21 protein-coding genes and 1 riboswitch are annotated in these 22,437 nt (G+C 42.3%); of the genes, 10 read left to right on the top strand and 11 right to left on the bottom strand.

Features of this window, described 5'->3' with window-relative positions:
• Positions 1-64 precede the first annotated feature (64 nt).
• The 5 genes from FGL37_RS05175 to FGL37_RS05155 are packed head-to-tail and all read right to left on the bottom strand — an operon-like array spanning position 65 to position 4,255.
• Positions 65-2,185, bottom strand: coding sequence for a flotillin family protein (locus tag FGL37_RS05175; protein ID WP_037533750.1), 2,121 nt, complete (start codon positions 2,183-2,185; stop codon positions 65-67).
• Between the two features lie 55 nt (positions 2,186-2,240).
• A complete protein-coding gene (locus FGL37_RS05170; protein ID WP_028070678.1) occupies positions 2,241-2,960 on the bottom strand; it encodes an OB-fold-containig protein in 720 nt (239 codons plus the stop codon).
• 12 nt (positions 2,961-2,972) lie between these two features.
• A complete protein-coding gene (locus tag FGL37_RS05165; RefSeq protein ID WP_028070677.1) occupies positions 2,973-3,167 on the bottom strand; it encodes a DUF4177 domain-containing protein in 195 nt (64 codons plus the stop codon).
• Entirely contained in the window at positions 3,154-3,861 is a 708-nt protein-coding gene (locus FGL37_RS05160) for a PspA/IM30 family protein (protein ID WP_028070676.1), read from the bottom strand. Before FGL37_RS05160 ends, FGL37_RS05165 begins: the two co-directional genes overlap by 14 nt.
• A gap of 4 nt (positions 3,862-3,865) precedes the next feature.
• Positions 3,866-4,255, bottom strand: a complete 390-nt coding sequence (locus FGL37_RS05155) for a type III secretion system chaperone family protein (RefSeq protein WP_028070675.1) — start codon at positions 4,253-4,255, stop codon at positions 3,866-3,868.
• Between the two features lie 90 nt (positions 4,256-4,345).
• Between FGL37_RS05155 and FGL37_RS05150 the strand changes: the two genes are divergently transcribed.
• Entirely contained in the window at positions 4,346-5,005 is a 660-nt protein-coding gene (locus FGL37_RS05150) for a helix-turn-helix domain-containing protein (RefSeq protein ID WP_028070674.1), read from the top strand.
• 180 nt (positions 5,006-5,185) lie between these two features.
• Here FGL37_RS05150 and FGL37_RS05145 read toward each other — a convergent pair whose 3' ends face one another.
• Positions 5,186-5,581, bottom strand: coding sequence for a single-stranded DNA-binding protein (locus tag FGL37_RS05145; RefSeq protein ID WP_028070673.1), 396 nt, complete (start codon positions 5,579-5,581; stop codon positions 5,186-5,188).
• Positions 5,582-5,766: 185 nt separating this feature from the next.
• Here FGL37_RS05145 and FGL37_RS05140 point away from each other — a divergent pair, with 185 nt between their 5' ends.
• Positions 5,767-6,123: a hypothetical protein gene (locus FGL37_RS05140; protein WP_037533781.1), complete on the top strand. Its 357-nt coding sequence runs from the start codon at positions 5,767-5,769 to the stop codon at positions 6,121-6,123.
• A 105-nt stretch (positions 6,124-6,228) separates the two neighbouring features.
• On the opposite strand, the gene metE is transcribed toward FGL37_RS05140, so the two are convergent.
• The 3 genes from metE to FGL37_RS05125 all read right to left on the bottom strand — a co-directional run bounded on the left by metE (position 6,229) and on the right by FGL37_RS05125 (position 11,447).
• On the bottom strand, positions 6,229-8,541 hold the full coding sequence (metE, locus tag FGL37_RS05135; protein ID WP_028070671.1) for a 5-methyltetrahydropteroyltriglutamate--homocysteine S-methyltransferase: 2,313 nt from the start codon (positions 8,539-8,541) through the stop codon (positions 6,229-6,231).
• Positions 8,542-8,615: 74 nt separating this feature from the next.
• Positions 8,616-8,719, bottom strand: a riboswitch (SAM riboswitch).
• 151 nt (positions 8,720-8,870) lie between these two features.
• A complete protein-coding gene (locus tag FGL37_RS05130) occupies positions 8,871-9,560 on the bottom strand; it encodes a response regulator transcription factor (protein ID WP_028070670.1) in 690 nt (229 codons plus the stop codon).
• A 54-nt stretch (positions 9,561-9,614) separates the two neighbouring features.
• Positions 9,615-11,447: a sensor histidine kinase gene (locus FGL37_RS05125; protein ID WP_028070669.1), complete on the bottom strand. Its 1,833-nt coding sequence runs from the start codon at positions 11,445-11,447 to the stop codon at positions 9,615-9,617.
• 150 nt (positions 11,448-11,597) lie between these two features.
• Between FGL37_RS05125 and FGL37_RS05120 the strand changes: the two genes are divergently transcribed.
• The gene (locus FGL37_RS05120; RefSeq protein ID WP_028070668.1) at positions 11,598-11,918 is read left to right on the top strand and encodes a hypothetical protein; all 321 of its coding nucleotides are present in this window, start codon (positions 11,598-11,600) and stop codon (positions 11,916-11,918) included.
• A 54-nt stretch (positions 11,919-11,972) separates the two neighbouring features.
• On the opposite strand, the gene pyk is transcribed toward FGL37_RS05120, so the two are convergent.
• Positions 11,973-13,400, bottom strand: a complete 1,428-nt coding sequence (pyk, locus tag FGL37_RS05115; protein WP_028070667.1) for a pyruvate kinase — start codon at positions 13,398-13,400, stop codon at positions 11,973-11,975.
• A gap of 135 nt (positions 13,401-13,535) precedes the next feature.
• Positions 13,536-14,030, bottom strand: a complete 495-nt coding sequence (locus FGL37_RS05110) for an IPExxxVDY family protein (RefSeq protein WP_232048638.1) — start codon at positions 14,028-14,030, stop codon at positions 13,536-13,538.
• Between the two features lie 288 nt (positions 14,031-14,318).
• Between FGL37_RS05110 and FGL37_RS05105 the strand changes: the two genes are divergently transcribed.
• The 7 genes from FGL37_RS05105 (at position 14,319) to FGL37_RS05075 (ending at position 22,434) form a co-directional block, all read left to right on the top strand.
• Positions 14,319-14,555 (top strand): acyl carrier protein, encoded by a 237-nt coding sequence (locus FGL37_RS05105; RefSeq protein WP_028070665.1) that lies wholly within the window; start codon positions 14,319-14,321, stop codon positions 14,553-14,555.
• Positions 14,556-14,582: 27 nt separating this feature from the next.
• A complete protein-coding gene (fabF, locus tag FGL37_RS05100) occupies positions 14,583-15,836 on the top strand; it encodes a beta-ketoacyl-ACP synthase II (protein WP_028070664.1) in 1,254 nt (417 codons plus the stop codon).
• A gap of 84 nt (positions 15,837-15,920) precedes the next feature.
• Positions 15,921-16,661, top strand: a complete 741-nt coding sequence (gene rnc / locus FGL37_RS05095) for a ribonuclease III (RefSeq protein WP_028070663.1) — start codon at positions 15,921-15,923, stop codon at positions 16,659-16,661.
• 24 nt (positions 16,662-16,685) lie between these two features.
• On the top strand, positions 16,686-18,068 hold the full coding sequence (hisS, locus tag FGL37_RS05090; RefSeq protein WP_028070662.1) for a histidine--tRNA ligase: 1,383 nt from the start codon (positions 16,686-16,688) through the stop codon (positions 18,066-18,068).
• Between the two features lie 243 nt (positions 18,069-18,311).
• Positions 18,312-19,307, top strand: a complete 996-nt coding sequence (gene pdhA, locus FGL37_RS05085; RefSeq protein ID WP_028070661.1) for a pyruvate dehydrogenase (acetyl-transferring) E1 component subunit alpha — start codon at positions 18,312-18,314, stop codon at positions 19,305-19,307.
• Between the two features lie 29 nt (positions 19,308-19,336).
• Positions 19,337-20,980: a dihydrolipoyl dehydrogenase family protein gene (locus tag FGL37_RS05080; protein ID WP_028070660.1), complete on the top strand. Its 1,644-nt coding sequence runs from the start codon at positions 19,337-19,339 to the stop codon at positions 20,978-20,980.
• Positions 20,981-21,243: 263 nt separating this feature from the next.
• A complete protein-coding gene (locus FGL37_RS05075; protein ID WP_028070659.1) occupies positions 21,244-22,434 on the top strand; it encodes a serine hydrolase domain-containing protein in 1,191 nt (396 codons plus the stop codon).
• Positions 22,435-22,437: the final 3 nt, after the last annotated feature.

Here is a 22,437-nt window from a genome sequence, read left to right as displayed (position 1 = left end):
AATTTTTGTAAGTCATCCTGAGCTCTGAAGAATACGCCGGCTCAGGATGACTGATGCATGGTGGTTATGAACCTATTTTTTTGTTCGATATTCCCAGATTTTTCGCTAGTCCGAATAGCGAATTGATAAATCCAGTGTCTTCGCTGTTGTCAGCAGCAGAAGCTGCCTGCTGTAGTTTAATCAGCGCAGCAGAGACGGTCAGGTTTTTGATATCATTGGAAGAGATACCATATTTATCAGCGAGCCCCCGGACTTTGTCGGCAAGGTCGCCCTTTCCATCCGGCCCCAGCAGTGCGGCCTTGATATCGCTCGCATGTCTGGAGTTATCGATCAGCTGATCGAAGCCCTTAGCGTTGGACACTTGACGGACGATATTCTCGAAGAACAGGGTTTCGCCACCGACGATGTCGATTTTGGCGGATTTGAGCGCTTCCGACAGCACGCCAGCCTGTGCGGCGGCAATATCTTTCTGGATATTGATCTGTGCAAGATCGATATCGCGTTCTTTCTGTAATTGCAGTTTGAACTCTTCGTGATCTTTACCCACACCATCGAGTTTTTTCATGGCTTCGGCTTTTTCTTCTATTCCTTTTGCTTCTGCTAGTGCCTTTTCGCGGACAACTTCTGCCTGAGCTAAGCCTTCTTTGCGCATAGCTTCCGCTTTTTTCTCGATGATAGCCGCTTCGACGGTGCCTTGTTTCTCTTCGGCTTCCGCTTTTGCAACCATTACTTCGGCTTCTGATAGACCTAAGGCTGCTTCTTCTTTCGCTTGAGCTTCGGCTATAATTTTTCGGCTTTCGGCTTCTTTGAGTGAAGCTTCTTTTTTCGCCTCGGCATCAATCAATAGTTCCTGAGCCCGCTTTTCGGCAATTTTACGCGCAGCTTCAGCGTCAATTACTTTTTTCTCAGCTTCTTGTTCAGCAGCAATCTTCGCGGCTTCGGCTGCTTTTACAGTAGAGATTAATTTTTCTTCGGCTTCTTGCGATGCTGCAATCACGCCGGCCTGTTTCTTACGCTCTACCTCGCGGAACACCTCAATATCTCTGACACCTTGTTGTTCTTCGATAACACCTTTCTCCAGTTGCACACGTTCTTTGATCACGTTCTGGATACTTTTTTTCTCCGTTTCAATCGAACGCTCTTTGTCGATCTGTGCCAAGGTAACAATCCGTTCCCGTTCTGTCTGTTCCAAAGCACGGTCTTTTTCCACGCGTTCTGTTTCGACAGCGGCGGTTCGCTGTTTATTTTTCTCAGCAATAATGATCTGTCGCAATTTGTTTTCTTCCTGCACGGCGAGCTGTTCTTCTGTCGCAATACGCACACTTTCATATTTTAAGCGTTCTTCTTCGCGGACCTTGGCGATTTCCGCTTCTTCGCGTGCTCGAATGTTGTCAATTTCACGCTTTTGCTTTTCTTCTTTCTCAGCAAGCTGGCGGTCCAGTTCCAAAATAGCTTCGCGGGCTTCAACATTCTGTTTCTTGATCAGTTTTTCCTCATCACGGCGGATAAAATTGGCATTGATATTTTGCTTTGCGGTCAGTTCGGTGATTTTTTTGATACCTTCACTATCCAAAATATTGTTTGGGTTGAGGTGTTCAATATCTGTCTGTTCGAGGTAATCAATGGCACAGTCGTCCAATATATAACCATTGAGGTCAGTGCCGATGATGTCCAGGATTTCGTCTCGGAACTCTCGACGGGCTTCATATAGTTCGATAAAATCAAACTTTTTACCGACGGTTTTCAGTGCTTCAGAAAATTTGGATTCAAAAATATTCTTTAGGGTTTCGGGCTCGCTGGCGCGGTCACATCCGAGATTTTGCGCGACATTGACCACATCATCCACGTTCTTATTGACTCGGACAAAGAAAGCTACCTTAATATCCGCACGGATATTGTCTTTGCAGATCAAGCCTTCACCCTGCATACGGGCGATCTCAATTTTTTTGATCGAGATATCCATGATTTCCATCTTATGGAAGACAGGCACCACATACATTCCTTTGTTGAAGGCGACTTTAGTGCCGCCGACCCCGGTCCGTACGATTGCCTTGCCCTGCGGTATTTTTTTATAAAATGCACTCAGTACGACGAAGAATGCAAAAATCAAAAAGACAGCAAGCCCGACGATCAGAAGGATTATTCCGTTCAGGCCGCTCAAAAATAAAAGAGGTTGATATAGCATATGATTAGTATTTATTTAGATTTAAGATTATTGAGAAGGAACAAATGCACAAGCATCAAATATTTTCTATAGTGATTTCTTTGGTAACATAATAATACTTCTTGTCTTTGGATTCATCAACGATGATGACATCGTCTCCATAGCTGATTTTATCTCCATTGTGACTGACGACATTCAGGCGGATCGGATCTTGCTGGATAATAAATTCGGCTGAGCCAATTTTTTTACCTTCAATACTGGCACGCATTTTACCCATGCGGCCGAGAAAGTCATGGCTTTCTTCGCCATTGTACCCGATATTTTTAAACATTCTTGCTAGCGGTTTGGTAAGAAAATGCATCAGGATAAAAGTGATGATAAATACAGGTATCAGGATCAGAACGGACTTTATGCCCCAGGAGGCGACATCGATAAATAATGATGACAAGATTGTGATCACCCATCCTACAAACTTAAAGAGGGTGACGATCAGCATGATGGGTACTTTTCCTACATTGATGTAATCCATTGCTTTGGCGAAAAAGCCGAGCTCGCTGTGGCTGTCAGCATGACCGTGCTGCTGATGAGCCTGATCCGGTCCGTCCGCCTCATGGGAACCGTCAACTTCCGCAACATCCGGAGTAGGGTGTACATCTATATCCGCATCCGCGTCAAATAGATGCACACCATCGCCCATTAAGAACATAAATAACCAATACACTACGGACAGCCCGGTAAGGACAGTCATAATTCCATTTGACAATGGGTTGAATAAGATATTGATTAGTTCTGCCATAGTATTATTTTATTAGATTTTCTCTCTTTTGAATGTGTAGTGGAAGGACCATGAGTTGCCATTGACCTCGAGGTCTTGCATGGCAATTAATTCCCAGCCTTGGTTGCCCAGGTCATTCAAGATCTTATCTATCATTTCTGGCTCCAGCTTGGTTCCCCAAAAACCTGTTGGCTCTATCTTGACAGTTTTATATTCAAATTTTTTCATCGTTATCTAATTTTTTCTTTAACTCTTCAAGCTCATTATTGACGGTATCCGAGCCGCCGATAGTCTCATTAATTTCATCGATTTTGCTTTTGTTGCCTGCCGCGATCTCTCCGTAGGCTTTGGCCAGTGCTTCGTCTTCTTCCACCTTCTCTTTCATGCGTTCGAGCATAGAGATGGTGCTATTAGAATCGATATTGGCCAGTTGACGATTGACCATTTTGGCCGCGTTGGAAACTTTCACTCTAGCCTTTAACGTCGATAACTCATTTTCCCACTTGGTGATGTTGAATTTGAGGATATCTACATTTTTGTGCAGTTCTTCTGCAGACCTCTGGTGTATGGCTGCCTGTTTTTCCAATTCAGCTGCTTCGATCAATAATTGTTTTTTCAGTAATAGAGCCTCCTTTGCTAAGCCTTCTGCTTTATCGGCTGTAAGCTCTGCATTCTGGGCTTTCTTCAACAACAATATGGCTTTATCTTCGAACGCATTCGCTTCTTCTTTTTTCTTTTCACCATTGTTCTGGGTACGTATCGCCAAGGCTTTTACTTTTGCATAAGCCTCCAGTGATTGTTCCAGGTCTTCTTTCATTTCACGGATACCCTGTTCCGTCATCTTGATGGGGTCTTCCATTTTGTCCACTACAGCGTGGATTTCGGCCTGACCGATTCTGAAAATTCTCTTAAAAATATTCATTATTCTATAATTTTGAAAAACTTATTAATTGATTGTAATATTCGCTGATCAAAAGACTTAGCGAATTAATGGCCGCATCGAATTCATTCTGATCTAGATTGTGTATTTGTAAAGTGTACCGGAAGATCACTTTCCGGCCATCCTCTGTTAACGCAAATCCGCCGTGGATAATATCTCTATTCTTGATCAGCAGGGATTTGAACATGTCAATATTTTCGTTGGTTATGGTAAAAAGATACTGCTCAAATATGATGATGGGTTGTGCAATCCCGACAATAAGATTGCGGATGCCGTCATCTTCATTTTCGATAACAAATACACCTTCTTTTTCGTCCTTATGGGTAATGTGATAACCTATATTGGCGATATAATTTTCAATTTTTGAGAAGTACATAATCAAGTTTTTTATATATTGCACATATTCTTTGCATAAAGATAGCGAATTGCAAAAATATTTTGCAAGAAAAAATTAATTTTTTTTTAAATGAGTAACGTCGGAAACAATATTAAGAAGCTGAGAAAAGTGAAGGGATTGAGTCAGCAGGCCTTTGGGGATATTTTTAACCTTACTAGGGGGAATATTTCATCTTACGAAGAGATGCGTGCCGAACCGAAGATTGAAATTGTTTTGAAGATTGCAAATTATTTTGGCATTCCTGTGCAACATCTTATTGAGAAGAATTTATCGGTCAACGAGATTCTGAATTTTAACGATTATTTTCAGCCGGAAATTTCTATGGCAAGTACAAAGCGGCTGGTGCAGGTTCCGTTGTTGCAGCGGGAAAATCTACTGGATGTATTCAGTTACCTGACCAGGTTGAGTGAACTGCCGGTCATTGAATTTCCATTACAAAGCAGAAGTCGCTTCATGGCTGTGGAGTTTGTCGATACCATTCCTGCTCCCGGTGATTTTAAAGTGAATGCACAATCTGTTTTGTTTTTTGAGGAAGTTGATATAGAACTTCTGCATACGCTTCCTGACAGTTTCGGTCTTTATTTTTCGTCCGGTGAATTTTTTATAGGCAAGTACCTTCTTGAAGAGAAGGAGATCAGTTTGGTATTGAATGCCTGGAAAAAAGTGGACTTTGTGTTGGCAGAGAAGGCTTACTTCTGGAAGCTATACGGAAAATTTGAACGCGTCTAATCAGCGCGCTATACGGGAGCGTCCTTCTTGTGCCGTATTCATTGGTGATGCAGGTCCGCTTAAATCTGGTGGCGACATACTGGCAAGAGAAACCGGATGGTGGCCAATTGGACTAAAATCACTGCGATGACGAAGAAGCAGGAATAACATACATTCCTGCTTCTTGTTTGAACACGTAAGCTAGAAGGGTAATGGATCCTCTTCTTGTTCCTCTGGCGCAGGCAGATCGTCTTTTGGAGAATTTCGCTCGGACAAGATCAGGAAACTGTCTACCTTTATTTCTGTTACATATTGTTTAAGGCCGTCTGCGTTCTCATATTGCCGATAGGTAAGTTTGCCTTCGACCATTAATTTAGTCCCACGGCTACATTTTTTTTCGATGGTATTATTCTGGTTGCCCCAGACGACGAGTGTGTGCCACTGTACTTCTTCCACCCACTCACCGGCTTTGTTCTTGAAAAGGTCGTTGGTGGCAAGGCGCAGAATCGAATAACTTGTCCCCGTAGTCGTGGTTTTGATGACAGGATCATTTCCTAAATGACCAATTAACTGTACTTTGTTTCTTAATGTACTCATAGCTTTGATTTTTAAATGTTTGCGATAATTCTTAATTTTAGTTATAAGTCATTGTCTTCTCTACATGTGAAAAGACCCTGAACAAAGATGAAAAGCGAATGAAACAATAGCCGTCTATTTACCATTTGTATTCGACTGTAGTCGATTGTAACCGTTTGTTGTCGTTTATTTTTATAATGAATCCGATGGAAAGAACTTGTTTGGAATGCGGGCAAACTGTACGAGGGAGATCCGATAAACGCTTTTGCGATGATTCCTGCCGCAACGCGTATAACAATAAGCTGAATAGTGACCAGACTAACCTAGTCCGTAATGTCAATAATATACTGCGTAAAAACCGCCGAATTCTTTTGGAGACGCTGAACGGGGAGGGGATGGTAAAGGTTCAGCAGGAAAAGTTAAAACGCAAGGGGTTTGATTTTAAGTTTCATACCCATACCTATGTCAATTCCAAAGGACAGGTATACAATTTTATATATGAAATGGGCTATCTGATATTGGAAAACAACTGGATTCTGCTCGTCCGGAAAAAGCCGATGTAAGCTGACTAAATATAGTGCTGCCTCTGTTACTACCGACGGTTATCACGAGTGACAAAAAAGCCCAAGATGGATCTCACCTTGGGCTCTTACGATATAGTTTAAGAATTATTCGGCTCTTAAAGTTTTTGCTGCTTCAACCATAGACTCTAAAGCTGCTTTGGTTTCTGGCCATGCGCGAGTTTTCAGTCCACAGTCAGGATTGACCCAAAGTTGTTCAGCTGGAACGACCGCTTTTGCTTTACGCAATAGGTCTACCATCTCGTCTTTGCTCGGTACACGTGGAGAGTGGATGTCGTAAACGCCCGGGCCAATATCATTTGGATATTTGAAATCTCCGGCGAAAGCATTCAATAGTTTCATCTGTGAACGTGAAGTTTCAATTGTGATGACGTCGGCATCCATAGCAGCGATGTCTTCAATCACATTATTGAACTCTGAATAGCACATGTGTGTATGGATCTGTGTATCATCGGCAACGTTGGATGAAGATACACGGAACGCACGTACTGCCCAGTTGAGGTAGTCTTTTTGGTCAGCTTTGCGCAATGGCAACCCTTCACGGATTGCAGGCTCGTCAATCTGAATAATCTTGATCCCTGCTTTTTCCAATGCTTGTACTTCGTCCAGAATGGCCAGCGCGATTTGGTAAGTCGTCGTTGAACGAGGTTGATCGTTACGTACAAAAGACCATTGTAGAATCGTTACAGGACCGGTCAACATTCCCTTTACAGGGCGGTTTGTCAAGGACTGTGCATAGGATGACCAACGTACGGTCATATCTTTTGGACGGTACACATCTCCGTAGATAATCGGTGGTTTTACACAACGCGAGCCGTATGACTGCACCCAGCCATTTTGCGTGAACGCATATCCAGCCAGCTGTTCGCCGAAGTACTCGACCATGTCATTACGTTCGAATTCGCCGTGCACCAATACATCGATGTCCAATTGCTCCTGCAGACGGATTGTATTTTCTGTTTCCTCTGCGATTGCTTTATCGTATTCTTCTTGCGTTATAGCGCCTTTTTTCAAGTCTGCTCTCCATTTGCGCACATCTTTTGTCTGTGGGAAAGAACCGATTGTCGTCGTTGGAAATGCAGGCAAGTTAAATTTAGCCTGTTGTGCAGCTTTACGTACAGCGAATGGTGATGTACGTTTTGCATCGTCATCGGTGATATTGTTGGTGCGTTCTTTTACTTCGGGTCTATGGATCAATGGGGAAGTACGGCGGCTTTCTGCAGCAGCTTTGTTTGCTTCAAAGCGTTCTGCGGTCGCAGCGTCTACTTCACCATCTGCCAATACAGCAAGGTCTTTTACTTCGGCTAATTTTTGTTTTGCGAAAGCCAGCCAATTTTTCACCTCAGCCGGTAATGACTGCTCGTTGTGTTCGTTGTCCAGGTCGAACGGAACATGCAGTAGTGATGATGATGGCGCGATCCAGACGCGGTCTTTGCCCAGAGCATCTACGGCCTGTTTGATTTTAACCAACGATTTTTCATAGTCGTTTTTCCAGATGTTACGCCCTTCCACAATACCCAAAGATAGGGTTAGAGAGGCAGGTACTTTTGGTAATACGGTATCCAGTTGATTTTCGCCGCGTACCAGATCCAAATGCAAGGCATGAACCGGCAAATTGACAGCGATATCCTCATTGTCTTTTAAAGCTTCGAAATAAGTTGTCGCGATCAATTTAATGTTTTTGGCTGCAGCTGCCAGCTTCTCAAAAGTAGGCTGATACAGCGCTTTTACTTTTTCATCCAGATCCAATGCAAGGAATGGCTCATCAATCTGAACGTATTGCGCACCGGCCTCAGCCAATTTAGCTAAGATCTGTTCGTATACAGGAATTAATCTGTCCAATAGGTCGATGCGGTTGAATCCAGCTTCTTTCTCTTTACCGATCAATAGGTAAGTGATCGGGCCCAATAAAACTGGTTTCGTTTCGATGCCCAACGATCTCGCTTCGTTATATTCATTCAGAAATTTTTCAGAAGTCAACTTGAATTGTTGGTCCTTGGTGAATTCAGGCACCATGTAATGGTAGTTGGTATCCAACCACTTGGTCATTTCCATGGCAGTCACGTCGATTCCATCTTGCTGGAAACCACGAGCCATAGCAAAATATAAATCTAAGCTGTAATTATTATCTACCTTGCTCAATAGTGAGTGGTATCGGGCTGGAATTGCACCTACCGTAAGGCTTAAGTCCAGTACCTGATCATAAAAAGAAAAGTCGTTAGAAGGAATTAAATCTATTCCAGCATCTTTTTGCGTTTTCCAATTGCCCTCACGAATTTTTTTTGCTGCCTCCAATAATTCCTCAACAGAAGATTTTTTAGCCCAATAGGCCTCATTGGCTTTTTTCAATTCGCGGAATGCGCCCACACGCGGGTAACCTAAATTGTTAGTCAATAACATAATGATGTTTTTAATGTTTCTTTTCAACTATATTTCTTGCTAGAGAGAAGGACACACTAGAATTCGGTGACTTCGGCTTATCATTCCCATATTAAGTAGGGTAGAATTTAGCACCTTGTCAAGAGACAGGTTGCTAAGGCTTCATCGGGTCTATTCCCTCTGCCTTTCTCTATAAGCGAGGCTAAGTTAGAACATTTATTTCTGATATGCAAATTTTTTATAAAAGCGCATTTATTTTTTATAATCTGCTAAAGATAAAAATGTTTTATTTTCTTCTTTTCATTAAAACGGCGGATGGAGACCTATTACTGTCTCCATCTGCCCTTGTTTTAGCTGACCAGCAGCTTATAGCCCTTTCCGTGCACATTGACAATTTCTACTTTACTATCTTCCCTCAGATATTTGCGCAATTTGCTGAGAAATACATCCATACTTCTTCCGGTAAAATAGTTGTCGTCGTGCCATATTTTTAACAGCGCCTCTTCACGGGTCAATACATCATTCTTCTTCAGGCAAAGCAAGCGTAGCAATTCGGCCTCTTTTGTAGATAGCTTCTGTGTCTGACCTTTGTAAGAAATCTGCTGGCTGGTATAATCAAAGTAGTAGTCTCCTATTTCAAATTTGTCAGCGACGACTTCTTCTTCTTTGTCTCTTACGCTACGTTTCAGCAGGGCATTAATACGCAGCAGAAGTTCCTCCACACGGAATGGTTTGGTAATATAGTCATCGCCGCCCAGTTCAAAGGCTTCGGTCTTATCTTCCATCATGCCTTTGGCAGTGGCGAAGATGATCGGTACGGTACTGTTTATTTTACGGATTTCACGCCCGACGGTAAAGCCATCCTTTTTGGGCATCATGACATCAAAAATGCATAAGTCATAATCGTTCTTTTTGAACTGGGAAACAGCTTCATCTCCATCAGTGCAGAGCGTAACATCAAACTTTCCCTTTAATTCGAGATAATCCTTTAAAAGATCCCCCAAATTGGGATCATCTTCTGCTAATAATATCTTTTGCATAATGAATCTATTAATTTTCACTAATGTTCCTTGAATATACAAAAAAGGAACGTGTTATTTTTTTAAGGGCAAAATTACTTCAAAGGTTGTGCCTTTGTCTTTCTCACTTTTTACGGTAATCCTGCCGTTGAGTCTTCTTAAAATATCCTGAACATAGCTCAGTCCCAGACCAAAACCTTTAACGTTATGAACATTCCCTGTGGGGATGCGGTAAAACTGGTCAAAAATCTTTTGCAGATGGTCGCGGCTCATGCCGATCCCGTTATCCGTGATCGTGACAACAATGCTGTCCCCTGTATTTTTGGAATTAATCTGGACGTGCAGGTTGCCTTTGCTGTATTTAATCGCATTGTCCAAAAGGTTGTAGAATACATTCGAAAAATGCAGCTCGTCCCCTACGACGAGATCTTTTGTGGCGGCCAGGTCGATGCTGAATTTTCCGCCGATATTCTGCATCCGCAATTGCATGCTATCTGTGACCGCTGAGACAAGATCATTGATATGTACATCTTCGCGGTTAAGTTTCAGGGTCTCCTTTTCCAGCCTCGCCAGATCAAGTACCCGCTCGATATGGTTGCCCAGACGTACGTTTTCGTCGTAAATGATATTGGCCAGTTTTTGCACGCGGTTGTGATCCGCATTAATATCCGGATCTTTGAGCGATTCACTTGCAATCATGATCGTAGCTACAGGTGTTTTAAACTCGTGAGTCATGTTGTTGATGAAGTCCGTTTTCATTTCGGATACTTTCTTCTGCCTAAAAATGATAATGAGCGTATAGGCAAAACAGCCGACCAACAAGAACAATAATGCAAGCATTGGCAGCAACAGATAGCCCATGTTGTCTGCAATAATGGCCTTTTTGTTGGGAAAATAGATTGTAAGTTTGCCCGGTGCTGCACCGATATCCCCTTTAAATAAAGGGGTCGAGTATTTCGTGGTATTCTTCGAGTTGTTTAACGTAGCTTCGTTCAGAATGTTGGTCAGTAAAATATTGGTTGTGCTCCAAATCTCAATATTAAAGGGGACTTTGATGTCGCGCTGAGCCAATTCATCCTTCAAAAGGTCCTGGACAGTAATGATGTTGATCCTGTCTTTCAGTGGTCTGTTTGCCAGCTCCATACCGATGGCGACGTCCTCGATATAGTCTGCCTTTTTGCCTCCCAGCATGGCCACGGAGTCATAGACATTGAAAACCTGCCAAGAGTTTTGCCTGTTCAGAAAATCCAGTCTTTTCTCCAGGTCAGAGATGGTTTTTGAAAGTTTCGAATCTTCTTTGGGGGGCAGTGTGGCCACCCTGAATTTTGTCTGTAGATTAGCCATTGGATCAATCAATGGAATCACAAAACGGGTGCTGTCATCTTTGCCGTCGACCGGGTTGTCTACCTTTGAAGCATTCAGTACGATAAAAGCTTGTACAAGATTATCATCGGTCAGCTCATTTGAGACCGAGAATTTGATATATTTCTGATATTCGGGTCTTTTGATATAGGTTTCGTAAAACGAATTTTTGATTTCGATCACATTGGGATATAAGGCACGTAGTTGATCCTCCTGTTCTTTATACTTGGCATATATCGCATGTTGCTTGCTTTTCAGACGTTCAATCTTATATTGTATTTCTACCTGTTCGGCCAAAAGTTGCTGTTTCGCCTGTTCCCGTTTGGATTTTTCGATATTACGCTCTTGCTGCACTTTTGCAAAGTCCACGACTTCCCGTCTTTCGAGTTTGCCGGCAACAGCGGTTAAGGCCGCATTGACGGATTCGTCAAAAAGCTGGGACTTTTGGCGGTAGGAGTCCCGCAGAAAATAGAATTGCATAGCCAGCACTCCGACGAGGGCTAGCGACATCAGTCCAATGATCAATACAATACTATTTTTTTTCATTTAAATTTTTCTTTTTCCGGCTGATGAGAGCTTTGTTACAAATATAAAGATGCTAACTTGTTTTAATGCGGTTTTAACAATGTTTAACAGCAATAACTTTATTTTTGGGTTCTGATTGTTGTAAATTAGTGATTAAAAATAGGTTGTGTTATGAAAAGTTATGTATTGTCATTGGCATTATCTTTTATAGCCGGAATAGCCTTCGGTCAGGTGAAATTGAAAGAGCAGCGCCCCTTGCTGCAGGATAGACCGTCCAAAATGCCGGTTCTCGGCCTGGATACCAGTTCGGCAAAATATAAGATGCCGGTAAAAAAGTTCAAAAATGTGGATAGTCTCGCTCCGATGCCGGGAACGGGCAGGATACCCAGAAGGAAGAATAGGGTAGATACCCTGCGGAACAGGATGCTGGGAGATTCTGTAAAAGTCAAGGATTTTAAATTACGGATAGATTCCCTGTATCCGAAGAAATAAAAAACGGGGTTCTTGAATTCAAGAACCCCGTTTTTTATTTCTATTGCTGTTTCATTACAGCTGGGAAACACGGATGGTGTTTGTTTTGCCTTTTTCGATCAGTGGTGTAGAGGCTGTATTGATAATAATAGAGCCCGGTTTGACATAGTTGTTTTTTACGATAAACTTATTCACGTCATGGATGGAACCGTCAGTGCTTTCGAATTTGTCGTAGATAAATGTCTTGACACCCCATAATAAGCTGAGTTGTTTCAGTAATTTCTGTGTGCCTGTGAATACCAGGATATCCACATTGGGTCTGTAGCTGGCGATCTCGAATGCCGTCGCGCCAGAAGAAGTCAGTACCGCGATTGCAGAAGCGTCAGTTTTCTGTGCCAGGTATACCGATGAAGCGCAAATTGCATCAGGAATCAGAGTACCGTCGTGGATCTCACTAACTTTCTCATTATAATATGGATAAGATGTTTGTTCCACGTGAATAATGATTTTGCTCATGGTTTCGATGACAATTTCAGGGAATTCGCCAACGGAAGTCTCACCACTCAACATGACAGCATCTGCTCCGTCCAATACAGAATTGGCCACATCATTCACTTCGGCACGTGTAGGACGTGGCGTTGTGATCATGCTTTCAAGCATCTGGGTTGCGATGATAACAGGTTTAGACAGATCTCTACATTTTTGAACGATGATTTTTTGCAGTCCCGGCACTTCTTCCATTGGAAGTTCAACCCCTAAATCTCCACGTGCCACCATCACCGCGTCGGTAGCTTCAATAATAGCATCAATATTTTCGATGGCTTCAGGTTTTTCGATTTTGGCGATTACGCGGGCATGGCTTCCTTTCGCTTCGATGATTTTTTTACATTGGGCGATATCATCGGCCGAACGTACAAACGACATTGCGATCCAGTCAGCACCATGGTCCAGAGCAAAATTTAAATTGTCTAGATCTTCTTCTGTCAATGAGGGGATAGATACTTTGGTGTTTGGTAGATTTACGCCTTTACGGGATGTTAACACGCCGCCGTGCACAACTTCGCAGGTCACAGCATCTTTATGGTTGGTCTCTAAAACACGAAGTTGAAGTTTTCCGTCATCAAGTAATATGATTTCGTTGGCTTCAACATCGTTTGGAAAGTTCTCATATGTAATGTAGATCCTATTTTCGTCTCCGATGAGTTCATGGGTCGTAATTTCAACTTTTGCACCGTTAACGAGGATTGCGCCTCCTTCTTTCATTTTTCCGATTCTGATCTTGGGACCTTGTAAATCGGCTAAGATGGCCACATTGAATCCGGTTTCGCTGTTAATTGCATTTATAGTTTCGATTACCTTAAGGTGATCTTCCTGGCTGCCATGAGAGAAATTCAACCGGCACACATCAACCCCTTTAGCAATCATGTTGGTCAAAACTTGTTTGTCTGCCGAAGCAGGGCCTAATGTTGCGACAATTTTAGTCCTTTTTTGAACTTTTTCCATCTGTTATCTTGTATTTTTTAATGTTCTTCATTTATCACAACAAACAGCAGGCTGTATTGTTGTGTCTTGTCATAAACTAAATCGAATTCATTTAGATTTAAGGTGGGTGTATTTGCTACACTAACCTACGGTCGGCTAAAATATGAGATTTTCTTTAGATTTCAATATTTTTGGCGATATTTCTTTTGCAATGACGACTTCCGGTAATTTGCTGATCCTTTTGATTATATGTTCTACGTCCTCTTCGCAGATATAATTCTTGATGATGATGAAGAAATCAAAATTGGGATTTTCAGGAATTAAAAAGGTCCCCTCGATGCTTTTGTTGTTGATCAGAAAATATTCTGTATCCGAGTCGGGGCTAAGATAATGAAAGGCTGTAAAATGGTAGCTTATTTTTTTCTTGGCATCAAAGATGATATGGTATTCCAGCTCCTCTTCGGATTTATTTTTAGGACGGCCATCGTGATCGTACTTGCTTTCTTTTCCTCTTGAAAAGTTGAGTGTCGTCTCTTTATTGATGAAGTGGCAGAGGCGGTAATCTTTAAGCGGGCAAGTGATGGCAAGCAGGATAAAATCCAGTTCTTCGTCCATATCCATATCTAACCGTGCTACTAACTTATTGACCACTTTATTGTTAATTTTATTCGTTCCTGTGCTAACGAAGGTACTAATTATTTTAAGGCCGGAATATACTTTTTGTGTAAAAATTGAGTTAATTAGCTGAGCGTTTGGAATACAAAATAATTTTTGTTATACTTGAACTAAGTTAATATAGAGTGGGTTAGCTAGTATAAGACGCGAATAAGTTCCGTTGCCTAACATGGTGACTTTCATCTAAATATCAATTTAGGTTTGAATTTTGATGAAATTTATTTTTCTTTGCACAGATTTATTAAACAATTAAACTATAAAATCATGTCAGATATCGCTTCAAGAGTAAAAGCAATTATCGTTGAAAAATTAGGTGTTGACGAAAACGAAGTAACACCAGAAGCTTCATTCACTAATGATTTAGGTGCTGATTCACTTGACACTGTTGAGTTGATCATGGAGTTTGAAAAAGAATTCAACGTTGCTATTCCTGATGATCAAGCAGAGACTATTGGTACTGTTGGTCAAGCAATCGCTTATTTAGAAAAAAACGTTAACTAACTAATTTAATTAGGCTAATCGTAATAAATGGAGCTTAAAAGAGTAGTAGTAACAGGATTAGGCGCCCTTACACCAATTGGTAATACTGTCCCGGCTTACTGGGAGGCATTAATAAATGGTGTAAGCGGAGCTGCTCCTATTACGCATTTTGATGCGTCAAAATTTAAAACTCAGTTTGCGTGTGAGGTAAAGGGGTTTGATCCACATGATTTTATGGATCGTAAGGAAGCTCGTAAAGTCGATCCTTTTGTACAGTATGCGATTGCTTCTACTGATGAGGCAATCAAAGATGCTGGCTTAGATTTTGAAAAATTAGATACCAATCGTATTGGAGTAATCTGGGGCTCGGGAATTGGGGGGCTGACCACTTTTACGGAAGAGGTTGCCAACTTTGCCAAAGGGGATGGGACACCACGTTTCAATCCTTTTTTTATTCCCAAGATGCTTGTTGATATTGCTCCTGGACATATTTCTATGCGCCATGGCCTTCGTGGCCCCAACTTTTCGGCAGTGTCTGCCTGCGCATCTGCAACCAACGCCATGATTGATGCTTTTAACTATATCCGATTGGGAAAAGCTGACGTAATTGTTACAGGCGGTTCGGAAGCAACAGTAAATGAGGCGGGGATTGGTGGCTTCAATGCCATGCATGCCTTGTCAACAAGAAATGATGATCCTAAAACAGCGTCTCGCCCTTTTGATAAGGACAGAGATGGCTTCGTTTCGGGAGAAGGTTCTGGCGCTTTGATTCTAGAAAGTTTAGAACATGCCTTGGCCAGAGGAGCGAAGATCTATGCTGAAATCGCCGGGGGCGGCATGAGTGCTGATGCACATCATATTACAGCTTCGCATCCGGAAGGTTTGGGTGCCAAACTGGCCATGACAATGGCTGTCAATGATGCAGGTCTGAATTTCTCAGATATTGACTATATCAATGTGCATGGCACTTCTACACCAGTAGGCGATATTAGCGAAACTAAAGCTATTGTCGATCTGTTTGGTGAGCATGCTTACAAATTGAATATCAGTTCGACGAAATCAATGACCGGACACCTTTTGGGAGCTGCGGGTGCTATTGAAGCAATCGCGTCTATTTTGGCGGTACAGAATGATATTGTGCCACCGACAATAAACCATTTTACGGACGATCCGGAAATAGATAATAAATTGAACTTTACATTCAACCAAGCGCAAAAACGTACCGTAAATGCGGCGTTGAGCAACACATTTGGGTTTGGTGGTCACAATGCTACCGTCATTGTAAAAAAATATAAAGCTTAATGTTTGATCCTTCAAACATGGTTTGATCATATGAGTTAGCGACAGGTTCTTTGAGTAGGACTTGTCGCCTTATTTTTAGATAAGATGCCTTTTTCAAGGATATATAAGTTATATATTTCAACCGACCGGGAATACGTTAGAAAACTGAAAAACCTGCTTGGATTTGTTCCCGGGAATGTACATCTGTATAAGATGGCGTTCAGGCACAAGTCTGTCGCTGTGACAATCAAGGAGGGGGCCAAGAATAGCAACGAGCGCCTGGAATTTCTGGGTGACGCCGTTCTGGGATCTGTTGTCGCGGAATTGCTGTTTAAAAAATATCCATATAAGGATGAAGGCTTTCTGACTGAGATGCGTTCCAAAATTGTCAGCCGGGCCAATCTGAATCAGCTCTCGAGAAAATTGGGATTTAACGAGCTGATCCAGTTCGATGCGCGAATGATCAGTTTCCCAAATAAACAGGGGTCGTTACTCGGGGATGCATTCGAAGCCCTTATCGGTGCAGTATATCTGGATAAAGGCTATACGTTTACCAAGAACTTTTTGCTGAACCGCATTATCAAACCCCATGTTGATATCCAGCTTCTGGAACAGACAGAGACAAATTTCAAAAGCCGTTTAATTGAATGGTGCCAGCACACCGGCAAGGAAATCGTATTCCAGCAGACGGATAATCCGGAGGGAGAATCATCCAAGATGTTCAGCGTCGAAGCTGTGGTGGATGGTGTGGTATGTGGTCTGGGACGTGATTTCAATAAAAAGTCTGCGGAAAAACTCGCGGCTGAAAAAGCTTGCGAATTTCTAAAAATACTGGAAGTGGAATAAAGGTTTTTATTAACTTTGCCGGATATGGCAACAGTAAAACCTTCTTTGGCGAAAGGAACCCGTGATTTTTCGCCTTCCGAAATGATCAGGCGTAACTATATTTTCGACACCCTGAAACGTGTGTTTAAAAAATATGGCTACAACGAAATACAAACTCCTTCATTTGAAAACTTAACCACGCTAACCGGTAAATATGGCGATGAGGGGGATAAGCTAATCTTTAAAATTCTGAATTCGGGGGATTATCTGGCAAAGGCTCCGGACGCTCTGCTTCAGGAGAAAAACTCCAATAAACTCATTTCACACCTGTCGGAAAAAGCATTGCGGTACGATCTTACGGTGCCCTTCGCGCGTTTTGTCGTGATGCATCAAAATGATATCGCATTACCCTTTAAGCGTTTTCAGGTACAGCCGGTATGGCGTGCGGACCGCCCACAACGTGGAAGGTACCGTGAATTTTATCAATGTGATGTCGATGTGGTAGGATCGGAAAGCTTATTGAACGAAGCCGAGTTTATCCTAATCTATAAGGAAGCATTCGAACGCTTTGGATTAAAAGATTTCAATATCAAAATCAATAACCGGAAAATCCTGTCGGGAATAGCAGAGATTATAGGGAGGCCTGAGCTTATCGTAGATATGACCGTTGCGATTGATAAGCTGGATAAGATCGGATTGGACGGCGTGAATAAGGAATTGCTGGAAAGAGGATTTACAGCAGCTGATCTGGAAGTGCTAAAGCCGATCATTTTATTGGAAGGTTCAAATACAGAAAAGCTGGATGCACTAAGATCAATACTGGCAGATTCTGCTACGGGATTAAAAGGGGTGGCTGAAATTGAGGAGGTCTTTGACTATGTTGCCAAATTGGGCGGAGATGCCGAACTGTTGAGCCGTATCATTGATTTGGATATTACCTTAGCCAGAGGGCTTAACTACTATACCGGCTGTATTTTTGAGGTCAAGACCAACGAGGTTGCCATGGGCAGTATCGGCGGAGGTGGAAGGTATGATGATCTCACGGGGATGTTCGGTTTGAAAGGTCTCACGGGAGCTGGGATTTCATTCGGTGCCGATCGTATTTATGATGTGCTGGAAGAGCTGCAGTTGTTTCCAGAAAATCGGGCAGACTCGACCAAGCTATTGATTATCAATTTTGATAAAGGGCTGGAAGTACATACATTGCCGTTACTGAACAAGCTCCGTCAAGAAGGTATTGCTGCGGAGCTCTATGCTGCGCCGGTAAAACTGAAAAAGCAGATGGGTTATGCGGATGCCAAGGGAATCCCCTATGTACTACTGGTGGGAGATGAAGAAGTCAAGTCAGGGCAACTGTCGCTCAAAGACATGGAAAGTGGGGAGCAGATCCAAGTGACCGAAAGCGAGCTGATTCAAAAATTGCAATAGCAAAGTGTTTGTATAAAAATGTTTAAGCCAAATGATTATGATGTCCTTTGGCTTTTTTATTTTCATAAGTTTTTGATTTGTTTGATTGTGCCGTTCATTTATTTGCTACAAATTGCTATATACTTTAAATCAAATGTCTTAGAAGTGTCTTAAAGTATAAATAAAATTGATTTTTGGCAAAGGAAATTCGTCCAAAATTATTAGATTTGTGGTCTAGAATAGTAAGAAAATCAAAACTTTGAAATGAGTTCAACACCTATAACAAAAGAGACATATTTGGAGTGGTATAAGTCTATGTTACTTATGCGTAAGTTTGAAGAAAAAGCAGGTCAACTTTATGGACAGCAAAAGATTCGTGGTTTCTGCCACTTGTACATAGGACAGGAGGCTGTGGTCGCTGGTACGATGTCTGTGATCAGGCCTGAAGATTCTTTAATCACTGCTTATCGTGATCACGCTCATGCTTTGGCAAAAGGCGTTTCTGCAAATGCATGTATGGCCGAGCTATTCGGAAAGATTACAGGCTGTTCAAAAGGCAAAGGAGGTTCTATGCACTTCTTTTCCAAAGAGCATAAATTCATGGGTGGACACGGTATTGTTGGTGGTCAGATTCCATTGGGTGCAGGGATTGCATTTGCCGAAAAATATTTGGGCACAGATAACGTAAATATCTGTTATATGGGAGATGGAGCTGTACGTCAGGGTGCCTTCAATGAGACGCTTAATATGGCGATGTTGTGGAAGCTGCCGGTAATTTTTGTATGTGAAAATAACGGCTATGCTATGGGTACTTCTGTACAACGTACGACCAACATGCAGGACATCTACAAAATGGGATTAGGTTTTGACATGCCTTCTGCTCCGGTAGACGGTATGGATGTGGTTGCTGTACACAACGCGATGGATGAGGCCGTACAGCGTGCACGCGCGGGAGAAGGTCCGACGTTCCTTGAGATCCGTACTTATCGTTATAAAGGTCACTCGATGTCAGATCCTGCAAAGTATCGTACCAAAGAAGAACTGGAAGCCTACAAAGACCGCGATCCTTTATTGTCGACAAAACATGCTATTTTGGAAAACAACTATGCGGATGAAGCTTGGTTTGCTGAGGTGGAAGCTGGTGTGAAAAAGGTTGTTGAGGAGTCGGTTAAATTTGCAGAAGAATCTCCTTATCCGGAAGCAGACGAATTGTACAAAGATGTATATGTGCAACAAGACTATCCATTTATTTTAGATTAATACTCTTTAACTTGATAATATAACAAAGAATGGCTGAAGTAGTAAGAATGCCGAAAATGAGCGACACAATGACCGAAGGGGTCATCGCTAAATGGCACAAAAAAGTCGGTGATAAAGTAAATTCTGGTGACTTGGTAGCTGAAATCGAAACAGATAAAGCCACCATGGACTTTGAGTCTTACCAAGAAGGTACTCTTTTATATATAGGTCCTAAAGAAGGCGAGGCGGTCGCAATTGATGCTGTTATCGCTGTTTTGGGAGAACCAGGTGAGGATTTTCAGTCGTTACTGAATGATAGCGCTCCTGCAGCTGCTGAAAAGGCTCCGGAAAGTGCTGCAGAAGAGAAAACAGCGGAAGTCTCGGGGGCAGATGCTGCGTCAGCAAGTAATGTTAGTCCGGAAGACTTGGGCTGTACAGTCATTACAATGCCGTTGTTGAGTGATACCATGAAAGAAGGTGTGATCGCACAATGGAATTTTAAAGTTGGCGATACCATCAAATCGGATGATGCTATTGCTGATGTAGAAACGGATAAAGCGACAATGGAAGTGACTGCTTATGCAGACGGTACCTTGTTGTATATTGGGGTTGAAGCGGGTCAGGCGGCGAAGGTAAATGACATTATCGCCATTGTTGGCCCTGCTGGAACTGACGTTACTCCATTGTTAAATCAAAAGTCTGCTCCTACAAAAGCAGAAACAGCAGCAGCTCCGAAGGCAGAGGCAGCAGTGGCTGAATCTTCTGTTTCGGCATCTACCTCTTCGGATCAAAATGACGACGCCCGTGTTAAAGCATCACCTTTGGCCCGTAAAATAGCAAAAGAAAAAGGTATCAACTTGAGTGATATCAAAGGCTCAGCAGATGGTGGCCGCATCGTTAAGAAAGATGTCGAATCATTCGTTCCGGCTGCAGCTAAACCGGCGGAAACGAAAGCGGCTGAGGCTCCGGCTAGTGAGACAAAAGCGATCACATTGCCTACTTATGTTGGCGAAGAACGTTACACGGAGAAACCTGTAAACCAAATGCGTAAAACAATCGCACGCCGTTTGTCTGAATCATTGTTTACAGCACCACATTTCTATCTGACCGTATCCATCGATATGGACAATGCCATGGCAGCACGTGCTCAGATCAATGAGGTAGCGCCGGTAAAAGTTTCATTTAATGATATCGTTGTGAAAGCAGTGGCGGTGGCCCTGAAAAAGCATCCTGCCGTTAACTCATCTTGGCAGGGAGATAAAATCCGCTTTAACGAACATACTAACATCGGTGTAGCAATGGCTGTCGAAGATGGTTTGTTGGTGCCTGTCGTTCGTTTTGCTGATGGCAAATCTTTATCCCACATCTCTGCTGAAGTGAAAGATTTTGCGCAGAAAGCGAAAGCGAAGAAATTGCAACCTTCGGATTGGGAAGGATCTACATTCACTGTTTCCAATTTAGGTATGTTTGGTATTGACGAATTTACGTCGATTATCAACTCTCCGGATGGAGCCATCTTATCAGTAGGAGCTATTCAAGCTGTTCCTGTTGTAAAAAATGGTGCTGTGGTACCTGGTAATGTGATGAAAGTAACACTAGGTTGTGACCACCGTGTAGTGGATGGTGCAACAGGTGCTGCGTTTTTACAGACTTTAAAAGCTTTAGTGGAAAATCCAGTGAGATTATTGGCGTAATTCCTCAGGCAAGCAAATATTGGCCACTTTAGCAATAAAGTGGCTTTTTTTTGCCCTAAAATTCGTTTTTTTATACTAAATTCTTCATTTTAGCATTATTATCCTGAAACTGGATTCTTTATTGAGAATCGGGATAAAAAACTGATCGTTCTGATCAGCAAAGACAGTAGCGGTCGACTAAATGTCGATATAAAACACAGCATTCCTGCAGTAGTGAGGGAGCGCAGATATAACAGAAAATAGAAAATCCGGGAGATACTTACGTGAAATTATTTTTTTTAAAGGGAATGGTAGCTCTTTTGTTGGCGTCTACAATCGCCTGTAGTTCAAAAGAGAAAAAGCAAAAAGAAGCCGCAATAGCGCAAGCAAAGATAGACAGTACAAGACTTGTTTATAATCCACAGGAAGCGGATCAGAGGATCGACGCTTTCATGAAAAACCTGCATACACGATCTGCATTTAATGGAAACGTGCTTATTGCCAAAGATGGCAAAATTCTCTATCAGAATACTTTCGGCTGGGCCAACTATTTAAAGAGAGATAGTTTAAAAATCGATGACAAGTTTGAACTGGCTTCTGTCTCCAAACCGCTTACCGCCGTCGGTGTTCTGAAATTGGTAGAGGCAGGAAAGCTGCGTCTCGATCAGACGATCAATGATTTTTATCCCGACTTTCCCTATCCGGGCATTACCGTTAAAATGTTGTTGACACATCGTTCGGGGCTGCCTAACTATGTATACTTTTCGGAGAAACATTGGCCCGATAGAAAGAAGGGCATGACTAATCAAGATGTGATGAAGATGCTCACCGAATTTAAACCCAATAGGTATGGTGCTCCAGGCGGCCGTTTTTTCTATAATAATTCCAATTTTATGGTGTTGGGAGCGATTATTGAAAAAGTGATGAAGCAGGATTATGCCACCTATATGAAGGATAGTGTCTTCAATGTTGCGGGAATGACAAACACCGCTGCATTATCTAAAGCTGTTTATGACAAGATCCCTACCAATGTGATTGGGCACGACAAGGTCTGGAGAAGGTCGGTAGTACAGAATTTTCAGGATGGGCCACTAGGCGATAAGGGGATATATAGTTCAGTACGTGATCTTTATCGTTTTGACCTGGCGCTCCGGGATGGACGCTTGTTGAAACAGTCGACTTTGGACTCGGCATATAGAGGATACCCAGATGCAAAAAAAGGTATTTTTAGCTACGGATACGGATGGCGTACTTTTGAACATGGAAGCGATCATATCGTCTATCATACGGGATGGTGGCACGGTTTTCGCCATATTTATGTACGGGATCTGAAACGAAATATTGTTATAGTCCTGCTTTCGAATATGACAAACGGCAGTTTGGTGAAATTGGACGAGCTATACAAAATATTGGGCATGCCCGTTTTACGGAAGAATGCATATAGCTCCCATGGTGATTTCATAATAGACGAATAAATT

It is taken from the genome of Sphingobacterium thalpophilum, from assembly GCF_901482695.1.
Taxonomy (GTDB): domain Bacteria; phylum Bacteroidota; class Bacteroidia; order Sphingobacteriales; family Sphingobacteriaceae; genus Sphingobacterium; species Sphingobacterium thalpophilum.
Note: the sequence above shows the minus strand (reverse complement) of the source record. Positions and strands in the feature narration are given on the sequence as shown.

What these genes read in the sequence shown, in the direction of transcription:
- FGL37_RS05175 (WP_037533750.1), bottom strand. Translation starts at nt 2,185, where the DNA reads ATGCTATATCAACCTCTTTTATTTTTGAGCGGCCTGAACGGAATAATC.
- FGL37_RS05170 (WP_028070678.1), bottom strand. Translation starts at nt 2,960, where the DNA reads ATGGCAGAACTAATCAATATCTTATTCAACCCATTGTCAAATGGAATT.
- FGL37_RS05165 (WP_028070677.1), bottom strand. Translation starts at nt 3,167, where the DNA reads ATGAAAAAATTTGAATATAAAACTGTCAAGATAGAGCCAACAGGTTTT.
- FGL37_RS05160 (WP_028070676.1), bottom strand. Translation starts at nt 3,861, where the DNA reads ATGAATATTTTTAAGAGAATTTTCAGAATCGGTCAGGCCGAAATCCAC.
- FGL37_RS05155 (WP_028070675.1), bottom strand. Translation starts at nt 4,255, where the DNA reads ATGTACTTCTCAAAAATTGAAAATTATATCGCCAATATAGGTTATCAC.
- FGL37_RS05150 (WP_028070674.1), top strand. Translation starts at nt 4,346, where the DNA reads ATGAGTAACGTCGGAAACAATATTAAGAAGCTGAGAAAAGTGAAGGGA.
- FGL37_RS05145 (WP_028070673.1), bottom strand. Translation starts at nt 5,581, where the DNA reads ATGAGTACATTAAGAAACAAAGTACAGTTAATTGGTCATTTAGGAAAT.
- FGL37_RS05140 (WP_037533781.1), top strand. Translation starts at nt 5,767, where the DNA reads ATGGAAAGAACTTGTTTGGAATGCGGGCAAACTGTACGAGGGAGATCC.
- metE (WP_028070671.1), bottom strand. Translation starts at nt 8,541, where the DNA reads ATGTTATTGACTAACAATTTAGGTTACCCGCGTGTGGGCGCATTCCGC.
- FGL37_RS05130 (WP_028070670.1), bottom strand. Translation starts at nt 9,560, where the DNA reads ATGCAAAAGATATTATTAGCAGAAGATGATCCCAATTTGGGGGATCTT.
- FGL37_RS05125 (WP_028070669.1), bottom strand. Translation starts at nt 11,447, where the DNA reads ATGAAAAAAAATAGTATTGTATTGATCATTGGACTGATGTCGCTAGCC.
- FGL37_RS05120 (WP_028070668.1), top strand. Translation starts at nt 11,598, where the DNA reads ATGAAAAGTTATGTATTGTCATTGGCATTATCTTTTATAGCCGGAATA.
- pyk (WP_028070667.1), bottom strand. Translation starts at nt 13,400, where the DNA reads ATGGAAAAAGTTCAAAAAAGGACTAAAATTGTCGCAACATTAGGCCCT.
- FGL37_RS05105 (WP_028070665.1), top strand. Translation starts at nt 14,319, where the DNA reads ATGTCAGATATCGCTTCAAGAGTAAAAGCAATTATCGTTGAAAAATTA.
- fabF (WP_028070664.1), top strand. Translation starts at nt 14,583, where the DNA reads ATGGAGCTTAAAAGAGTAGTAGTAACAGGATTAGGCGCCCTTACACCA.
- rnc (WP_028070663.1), top strand. Translation starts at nt 15,921, where the DNA reads ATGCCTTTTTCAAGGATATATAAGTTATATATTTCAACCGACCGGGAA.
- hisS (WP_028070662.1), top strand. Translation starts at nt 16,686, where the DNA reads ATGGCAACAGTAAAACCTTCTTTGGCGAAAGGAACCCGTGATTTTTCG.
- pdhA (WP_028070661.1), top strand. Translation starts at nt 18,312, where the DNA reads ATGAGTTCAACACCTATAACAAAAGAGACATATTTGGAGTGGTATAAG.
- FGL37_RS05080 (WP_028070660.1), top strand. Translation starts at nt 19,337, where the DNA reads ATGGCTGAAGTAGTAAGAATGCCGAAAATGAGCGACACAATGACCGAA.